Source organism: Pseudonocardia sp. McavD-2-B (assembly GCF_024124365.1).
Taxonomy (GTDB): Bacteria; Actinomycetota; Actinomycetes; order Mycobacteriales; family Pseudonocardiaceae; genus Pseudonocardia; species Pseudonocardia alni.
Genome location: NZ_JAMXSG010000302.1, coordinates 1 through 6624 on the forward strand (window position 1 = coordinate 1; position 6624 = coordinate 6624).

The 6624-nt window shown below is 76.1% G+C and carries 7 protein-coding genes and 1 pseudogene; 4 read left to right on the forward strand and 4 right to left on the reverse strand.

Translation table 11 applies throughout. From position 1 onward, the window contains the following. Positions 1–492, reverse strand: a 492-nt coding sequence (locus NH602_RS26530; RefSeq protein WP_253069209.1) for an alpha/beta hydrolase fold domain-containing protein, incomplete at its 3' end; no start/stop codon positions are given. A gap of 93 nt (positions 493–585) precedes the next feature. On the opposite strand from NH602_RS26530, the gene NH602_RS26535 reads away from it, so the two are divergent. Together NH602_RS26535 and NH602_RS26540 are read left to right on the forward strand one after the other, a co-directional pair. Continuing rightward, positions 586–1515, forward strand: a complete 930-nt coding sequence (locus NH602_RS26535) for a hypothetical protein (protein ID WP_073574914.1) — start codon at positions 586–588, stop codon at positions 1513–1515. Next, positions 1509–1862, forward strand: coding sequence for a GntR family transcriptional regulator (locus NH602_RS26540; RefSeq protein WP_062394920.1), 354 nt, complete (start codon positions 1509–1511; stop codon positions 1860–1862). Before NH602_RS26535 ends, NH602_RS26540 begins: the two co-directional genes overlap by 7 nt. Before the next feature lie 16 nt (positions 1863–1878). Here the strand turns inward: NH602_RS26540 and NH602_RS26545 are convergent, their stop codons facing one another. Beyond that, positions 1879–3087 carry an acyl-CoA dehydrogenase family protein gene (locus NH602_RS26545; RefSeq protein WP_073574915.1) on the reverse strand — a complete coding sequence of 403 codons (1209 nt, stop codon included), beginning with the start codon at positions 3085–3087 and terminating at the stop codon, positions 1879–1881. Positions 3088–3320: 233 nt separating this feature from the next. Here NH602_RS26545 and fdhA point away from each other — a divergent pair, with 233 nt between their 5' ends. Next, a complete protein-coding gene (fdhA, locus tag NH602_RS26550) occupies positions 3321–4535 on the forward strand; it encodes a formaldehyde dehydrogenase, glutathione-independent (RefSeq protein WP_073574916.1) in 1215 nt (404 codons plus the stop codon). A gap of 43 nt (positions 4536–4578) precedes the next feature. Here the strand turns inward: fdhA and NH602_RS26555 are convergent, their stop codons facing one another. Continuing rightward, the gene (locus NH602_RS26555; RefSeq protein ID WP_179759883.1) at positions 4579–5421 is read right to left on the reverse strand and encodes an NAD(P)-dependent oxidoreductase; all 843 of its coding nucleotides are present in this window, start codon (positions 5419–5421) and stop codon (positions 4579–4581) included. Between the two features lie 217 nt (positions 5422–5638). Here NH602_RS26555 and NH602_RS26560 point away from each other — a divergent pair, with 217 nt between their 5' ends. Continuing rightward, positions 5639–6379, forward strand: coding sequence for an HpcH/HpaI aldolase/citrate lyase family protein (locus NH602_RS26560; RefSeq protein WP_253069210.1), 741 nt, complete (start codon positions 5639–5641; stop codon positions 6377–6379). A 4-nt stretch (positions 6380–6383) separates the two neighbouring features. Here the strand turns inward: NH602_RS26560 and NH602_RS26565 are convergent. After that, positions 6384–6624, reverse strand: a pseudogene (locus tag NH602_RS26565) (hypothetical protein); the annotation flags it as partial.

Below are 6624 nucleotides of genomic sequence, written 5' to 3' on the forward strand. Positions count from 1 at the left end.
CCCGGCGACCATGCTCACCCCGGCGCTGTCGCCTGCCAGCCCGAGCCGCCGGCCCGGGAACCGGCCCGCGACGGCGAGCAGCGCGGCCCAGGCGTCGTCGAGCGGCGCGGGGTGCGGGTGCTCGGGCGCGAGCCGGTAGTCCACCGCGACGACGACCGCGCCGGTCGCATTCGCCACCCGCCGGCACACCGGGTCGTGGGTCTCCAGGTCCCCGACGACCCAGCCGCCGCCGTGCAGGTAGAGCACCACGGCCGCGCCGTCGTCGCCCTCGGGGACGTAGGTGCGCAGCGGCACCGGGCCCGCCGGGCCGGGGACGGTGTCGTCGTCGACCCGGCCGACCTGCTCGGGGACGAACCCCGGTCCGCGTCGGGCCAGGGCGAGCGACCGGTAGTGGGCCCGGGTGGCGACCGGGTCGCCGTCGCGGACCAGCGGCAGGGCCCCCGCCCCGGCGAGGGTGTCGAGCACGGTCCGGAACGCGGGGTCGAGCGCCATGGCCGTGACGCTAGCCGGTCCCCGGGGGATGCGCAGACATCATTGTTCTAGTACATTACGAACAAGTTCGGATCACTCGACGAGAGGGACGCCATGACCACACCCGTCGTGCGCACGAGCCGTCGCCGGCTCCTCGCCACCGCACCGGCCACCGCACTGACCGTCGCGGGCCTGGCCGCCCTGGTGGCCACCCAACCGCCCGGCCGGACGCTCCAGACCACCCTCGCGGTGGTCGTCGTGGGCCTGCTCGCGATCGGGCTGCCGCTGCTGCGGCTGCGCTCCGGGCGGCCCGACGTGGAGCGCCGCGCCGTCGGCACCGCCTGGGCCTTCGCCGTCATCGTGTGGTGGGTGCCCGGCACCCGGCTGGCTCCGCAGGTCCCGGGCTGGGCCTGGACCGCCGGCGTCCTGGCGGCGGTCGCCGCCGCCTACGGCATCGGACACCTGCTGGCCGGGCCGGACGCCCCGCGGCCGTCGGCGACCGGCAGCGCCCCGGCCGGCGCGGTGCGCACCCCGCTCGCGCCCGGTGAGCGGTACCTGTGGGCCCGCACCGTGCTGTCCCGCCCCACCCTGGTCGTCGCGGCGGTGCTGCTCCTGGCCGCCGTCGCCCAGCTGGCGGCCGGCGGCAGCGCGGTGCTGGTCGTCGTGCTCGTCGCCGCCGCCGTCGTCTCGACCGCACTGACCGCCGTCGCCCGGGTCCGTGTCGACGGCGACGGGGTACACGTCCGGCAGGCGCTGCTCGGACGGCCGCTGGCCGAGGCACCGCTCACCGAGGTCCGCGGCGCGCGGTCGGAGCAGCTCGACCCGGAGCGCTTCGGATGGAACGAGTACGGCGTCCTGCGCCGGTCGCCGTCCGTGCTCGGCTACCGCGCCCGGCGGGCCGGGGAGGCGCTGGTGCTCGACCTCACCGACGACCGCCGGTTCGTGGTCACGGTGCCCGACGCCGCCACCGCGGCCGGGCTGGTCAACGCCGAGCTCGACCGTCGCGCCGGGCGCGGCGCGGCCGGCGCCGCACCGTCGTGCTGATCCGGGTCGACCCGTCGTCGCCGGTGCCGCTCGGGGACCAGGTCGCGGCCTCGGTCCGCCGGGCGGTCGCCGACGGCCGGGCCGCCGCCGGGGACCGGCTGCCCCCGGCCCGCGAGGTCGCGGGCGCACTGGGGATCAATCTGCACACCGTGCTGCGCGGCTACCAGCAGCTGCGCGACGAGGGCCTGGTCGACCTGCGGCGCGGCCGCGGGGCCGTGCTCACCGAGCGGGCCACCGGTGGACGCGCCGAGCTGGAGCGCAAGGCCGGTGAGCTGGCCGAACTCGCCCGGCGGCTCGGGCTCGACGAGTCCGACGCCCTCGGCGCGGTGCGGGCCGCCTTCCGCTGACGCCGCGGCGCCGCCGTCAGCCGAGCGGGCTGCGCGGCAGCAGCCGGTCGGAGATGATCTTGCGCTGGATCTCGCTGGTCCCCTCGAAGATCGTGGTCAGCCGGGCGTCGCGCCAGTGCCGTTCCACCTGGTGCTCGGTGGTGTAGCCGTTGCCGCCGTGCAGCTGGATGCCGTCCGCGGTGACCTCGGCGGCCATCTCGGTGGCCAGCAGCTTGACCATCGCCGCCTCCCGCTCGCAGGGCTCGCCGAGGTCGAGCCGGTGCGCCACGTTCTGGTAGAAGGCGCGGGCCTGCTCGACCCGGGCGGCCATCGTCGCGAGGGTGAACCGGACGGCCTGGAAGTCGCCGATCGGGTGCTCGAACTGGTGGCGTCGCTGCAGGTAGCGCACGCAGTCCTCGACGGCGGCCCTGGCGAGCCCGACCGCCCGCGCGGCGGTGTGCACCCGGGCGATGTTCAGCCACGACTGGGCGTCGGCGAATCCCTCGCCGCCGGCGCCGAGCTGGTTGCCGACCGGCACCCGCACGCCGTCGAACTCCAGGTCCCAGGTGACGAAGCCGTGGTAGCCGATCTTGTCGATCGGGCGGCCGGTGATCCCGGCGGGGAAGGTGTCGCGCTCCTTCTCCACGACGACCGTCGCCAGGCCCGCGGAGCGCTTCTCCCCCGGCGCAGGGTCGTCGGTGCGCACCAGCACCTGGATGAAGTCGGCGGCCTTGGCGTTGCCGGTCCAGCGCTTGTGCCCGGTGATCACGAACTCGTCGCCGTCGCGGACCGCGCGGGTCTCCACCCCGGCCAGGTCGGACCCGGCGTCGGGCTCGGACAGCGCGATCGCGCCGATCCACTGCCCGCGAGCCGACCGGCGCAGCAGCTCCGCACGGCGCTCCGGGTCGGTGACGGCGGTCCCGGCGCCCTGCGCACGGGCGATGATCGACCCGACGCTCATCCACGCCCGGGCCAGCTCCTCGGCGACCATGCAGTACTCGAACGCCCCGAGACCCAGCCCGCCGTGCTCACGGTCGACGGTGATGCCGAAGTAGCCCAGCTCGCCCATCTCGTCGAGCAGGTCGCGCGGGATCTCGCCCTTGCGCGGGTCCAGCTCGTCGGCGACGGGCAGCACCCGGGTCGCGGCGAACTCGCGGGCCTGCTTCTGCAACGCCTCGCGCTCGGGGGTGTGGTACGGCGCGGTCAGTACCGGGACAGGCGGCTCGAGAAGATCGTCACTGGCCATGGGCGCAGTATCACCCGTCCCGGCCGACCCCGCCCGGACCCGACCGGCCGACCCCGACCATCGGCACAGGACCGCTGCGGCACGCATCGCCGCGTGCGCATGTCCGTACGGGGTGGGAGGGTCGGCAGCGGGCGACGCGGCCCGACCCGTGGGGGCGCGGGATCGGTGCGGCCGCGTCACCGCCGCGCGGCCGCGACCGCGGTCCGCGCGTCCACGCAGGAGGGGAGCGCACCATGCCCGACAACCGCGTTGTCGTGTACAAGGGACCCGGCGAGGTCGCCGTCGAGTCGATCGACTACCCGAAGCTGGAGCTGCCCACCGACGTCGTCGACGGGCTCGGCATCCAGCGGAAGGCTCCGCACGCGGCGATCCTGAAGATCGTCACCACCAACATCTGCGGATCCGACCAGCACATGGTCCGCGGCCGCACCACCGCACCGGTCGGGCAGTCGCTCGGCCACGAGATCACCGGCGAGATCGTCGAGGTCGGCGACGACGTGCTGTTCGCGAAGGTCGGCGACATCTGCTCGGTGCCGTTCAACATCGCCTGCGGGCGTTGCCGGATGTGCAACGAGGGGAAGACCGGCGTCTGCCTGAACGTCAACCCGGCCCGTCCCGGCGCCGCCTACGGCTACGTCGACATGGGCGGCTGGATCGGCGGCCAGGCCGAGTACGTGATGGTGCCCTTCGCCGACTTCAACCTGCTGCGCTTCCCCGACCGCGACCAGGCGTTGGAGAAGATCCTCGACCTCACGATGCTGTCGGACATCTTCCCGACCGGCTACCACGGCGCGGTGACCGCCGGGGTCACCACCGGATCGACGGTCTACGTGGCCGGCGCCGGGCCGGTCGGGCTGGCCGCGGCGCACGCCGCGCAGCTGCTGGGGGCGGCGGCGGTCGTCGTCGGGGACATGATCCCCGAGCGGCTCGCGCAGGCGCGCAGCTTCGGCTGCGAGACCGTCGACCTGTCCGGCGACGGGACCCTGGCCGAGCAGCTGGAGCAGCTGCTCGGAGAGCCCGAGGTGGACGCCGCCGTCGACGCCGTCGGGTTCGAGGCCCGCGGACACGGGCGCGACGCCGGGGAGGCGCCCGCGACCGTGCTGAACTCGGTCATGGAGGTGACCCGGGTCGGCGGCGCGCTCGGCATCCCGGGGCTCTACGTCACCGGCGACCCGGGTGCCGCCGACGACAAGGCCAAGGAGGGCACCCTCGGCGTGCGGATCGGGCTGGGCTGGGCGAAGTCGCACAGCTTCACCACCGGCCAGTGCCCGGTGAAGAAGTACAACCGGCAGCTGATGCAGGCGATCCTGTCCGACCGGGCGCAGATCGCGAAGGCGGTCAACGCGACCACGATCTCGCTGGACGACGCCCCGCGCGGCTACCAGGAGTTCGACGGCGGCGTGGCCCGCAAGTTCGTGATCGACCCGCACGGCAGCGTCGCGGCGTGAGACCGGCCGGGTCCGGTGCCGCCGTCGCGGTGCCGGGCCCGGCTCACCCGCCCGCCCCGGCCGCGCGCCGGTAGAGCTCGGCGGCGGCGCGGGAGAAGCCGTCGGGCACCCCGGCGGCGGCGAACGCGTCGGCCGCCTCGTCCATCTCCCCCGCCCAGCGCCACGCCTTTCCCGCCATCCGCTCGCGGGCGCGGGCCAGCGCGGCGGCGTGGTCGACCCCGGCCCGGTCCAGCTCGGCGTGCAGGGCCCCGGTGACACCGAACGCCGCGGCGGCCTCCTCGAGCGCCAGCCACAGCATGGGTGCCGCCTTGCTCTGCAGCGCGAAGCAGGCCTTCAGCCCGCTCGCGGCGCCCAGGTCGGTCCCGGCGGTGCCGAGCACCCTGGCGTCGAACGGGCCCGGCTCGAACAGGGTGGCGGCGGTGTCCGCCCCCGGCCCGGACAGCCACAGCGTCGTGGTGCCCACCGTCCAGGCGGGCGGGCCGATGACGGCGCCGTCGCACACGGTCGCGCGGTCGCCGAGCAGTGTCGCGATGCCGCGGACGGTGTCCGGGGACACCGCGTTGGCCTCGACGTAGAGCGGGCGGTCGGTGCGCCCGGCCAGCCCGGCGCCCACCAGGCCCGCGACCTCGCGCGCGGCGTGCGGCGGGCAGATCGACACGATCACGTCGGCCCGGGCGGCGAGGTCGGCGACGGTCGGCACCGCCTGCAGGTCGGCCAGCTCGGCGCGCTTGGCGGTGGCGTGCGAGCGCCCGGCGTCGGCCCAGATCACCGCGCCCGCGCGGGCCTTGAGCGCCGATCCGAGCGCGGCGCCCATCGCGCCGGGGTGCAGGACCCCGACCACCGGCCGGGCGGGCAGGGACACCGGCTGCGCGGACGGCGACGACATGGGGTGATGATGGCACCCCGCCCCGCCCGTCGCGGCGGGCTCACCCCGTCCCGAGTGCGGCGGCCGGGTCGTCGAGCACCACGCGCGGCCTGCGGGCCCGCGTCGAGGAACCAGGTGTCGTCGTCGACGGCGGTGGTGTGCCGGACAGGCGCCCGGCACACGACGGGACGACGGCCTCGACTGGCGTGTCGGGCGGGCGGGGCGGCACGGTCGTCGCATGACCCCTGATCCACTGTTCACCGGCGACGCGGTCGGTGGCTGGCTGCAGCTGCCCTCCCCCGCCGTCGCCGAGATCGCCGGCTCCGTCGGGTTCGACCTGGTCTGCGTCGACACCCAGCACGGCCTGATCGGCGACGACACCGTCCTGGGCATGCTGCAGGCCCTGTCCGCGACGGGCACGCCGTCGCTGGTGCGGGTCCCCGGCCACGGAGCCGAGGGCATCGGGCGGGCCCTGGACCGGGGTGCCGACGGCGTGATCGTCCCGCTGGTCGACACCGCCGAGCAGGCCGCTGCGGCGGTCGCGGCGTGCCGCTACCCGCCGGACGGGGTCCGCAGCTTCGGGCCGGTCCGCCCCTCGTGGCAGGGCCGCGACGTGTTCGCACCGCCGCGCACGGTGGTGATGGTGGAGACGGTCGCCGCGGTGGCGAACCTGGCCGACATCGTGTCCGTCGACGGGGTCGCGGCGGTGTTCGTCGGGCCGTCGGACCTGGCGCTGGCGCACGGGCTCCCGCTCGCCGCCCAGGGCGACGGCGGCCCGGAGTCCGACCGGCACGCCGAGCTGGTCTCCGGGATCGCCGCCGTGTGCGCGGGGGCCGGGGTACCGGTGGGGATCTACTGCGACTCCCCCGCGCACGTCCGCCGCTTCCGGGCGCTGGGGTGCACCTTCACGATGCTCGCCGCCGAGCAGGCGATCCTGCGGTCGGTGCTGGCTGAGAAGCTGGCCGACGCCCGGCCCTGAGCCGTCAGCCCGCGGAGCGGTCGGGCGCTGCGGGGCGGTCGGGCACAGCAGGCCGGTCGGCCGGGGCGGTGCGGGCGGGCTCCCGGGCGTCGACCATCGTGAGCCCGGTGAGCCGGCCGGCCACCCCGCGGTGGCCGGTGCTGCGCCGGAGCCCGACCAGGCCCGCGATCCCCCACAGCAGCCCGAGCACGCCGACCGCGCCGGACGGCCCGGACAACAACAGGAACCCACCGGTGCCGAGCAGT

Coding starts and splice junctions, on each gene's coding strand:
- NH602_RS26545 (WP_073574915.1), bottom strand. CDS start 3,087: ATGGCCAGTGACGATCTTCTCGAGCCGCCTGTCCCGGTACTGACCGCG.
- NH602_RS26555 (WP_179759883.1), bottom strand. CDS start 5,421: ATGTCGTCGCCGTCCGCGCAGCCGGTGTCCCTGCCCGCCCGGCCGGTG.
- NH602_RS26535 (WP_073574914.1), top strand. CDS start 586: ATGACCACACCCGTCGTGCGCACGAGCCGTCGCCGGCTCCTCGCCACC.
- fdhA (WP_073574916.1), top strand. CDS start 3,321: ATGCCCGACAACCGCGTTGTCGTGTACAAGGGACCCGGCGAGGTCGCC.
- NH602_RS26560 (WP_253069210.1), top strand. CDS start 5,639: ATGACCCCTGATCCACTGTTCACCGGCGACGCGGTCGGTGGCTGGCTG.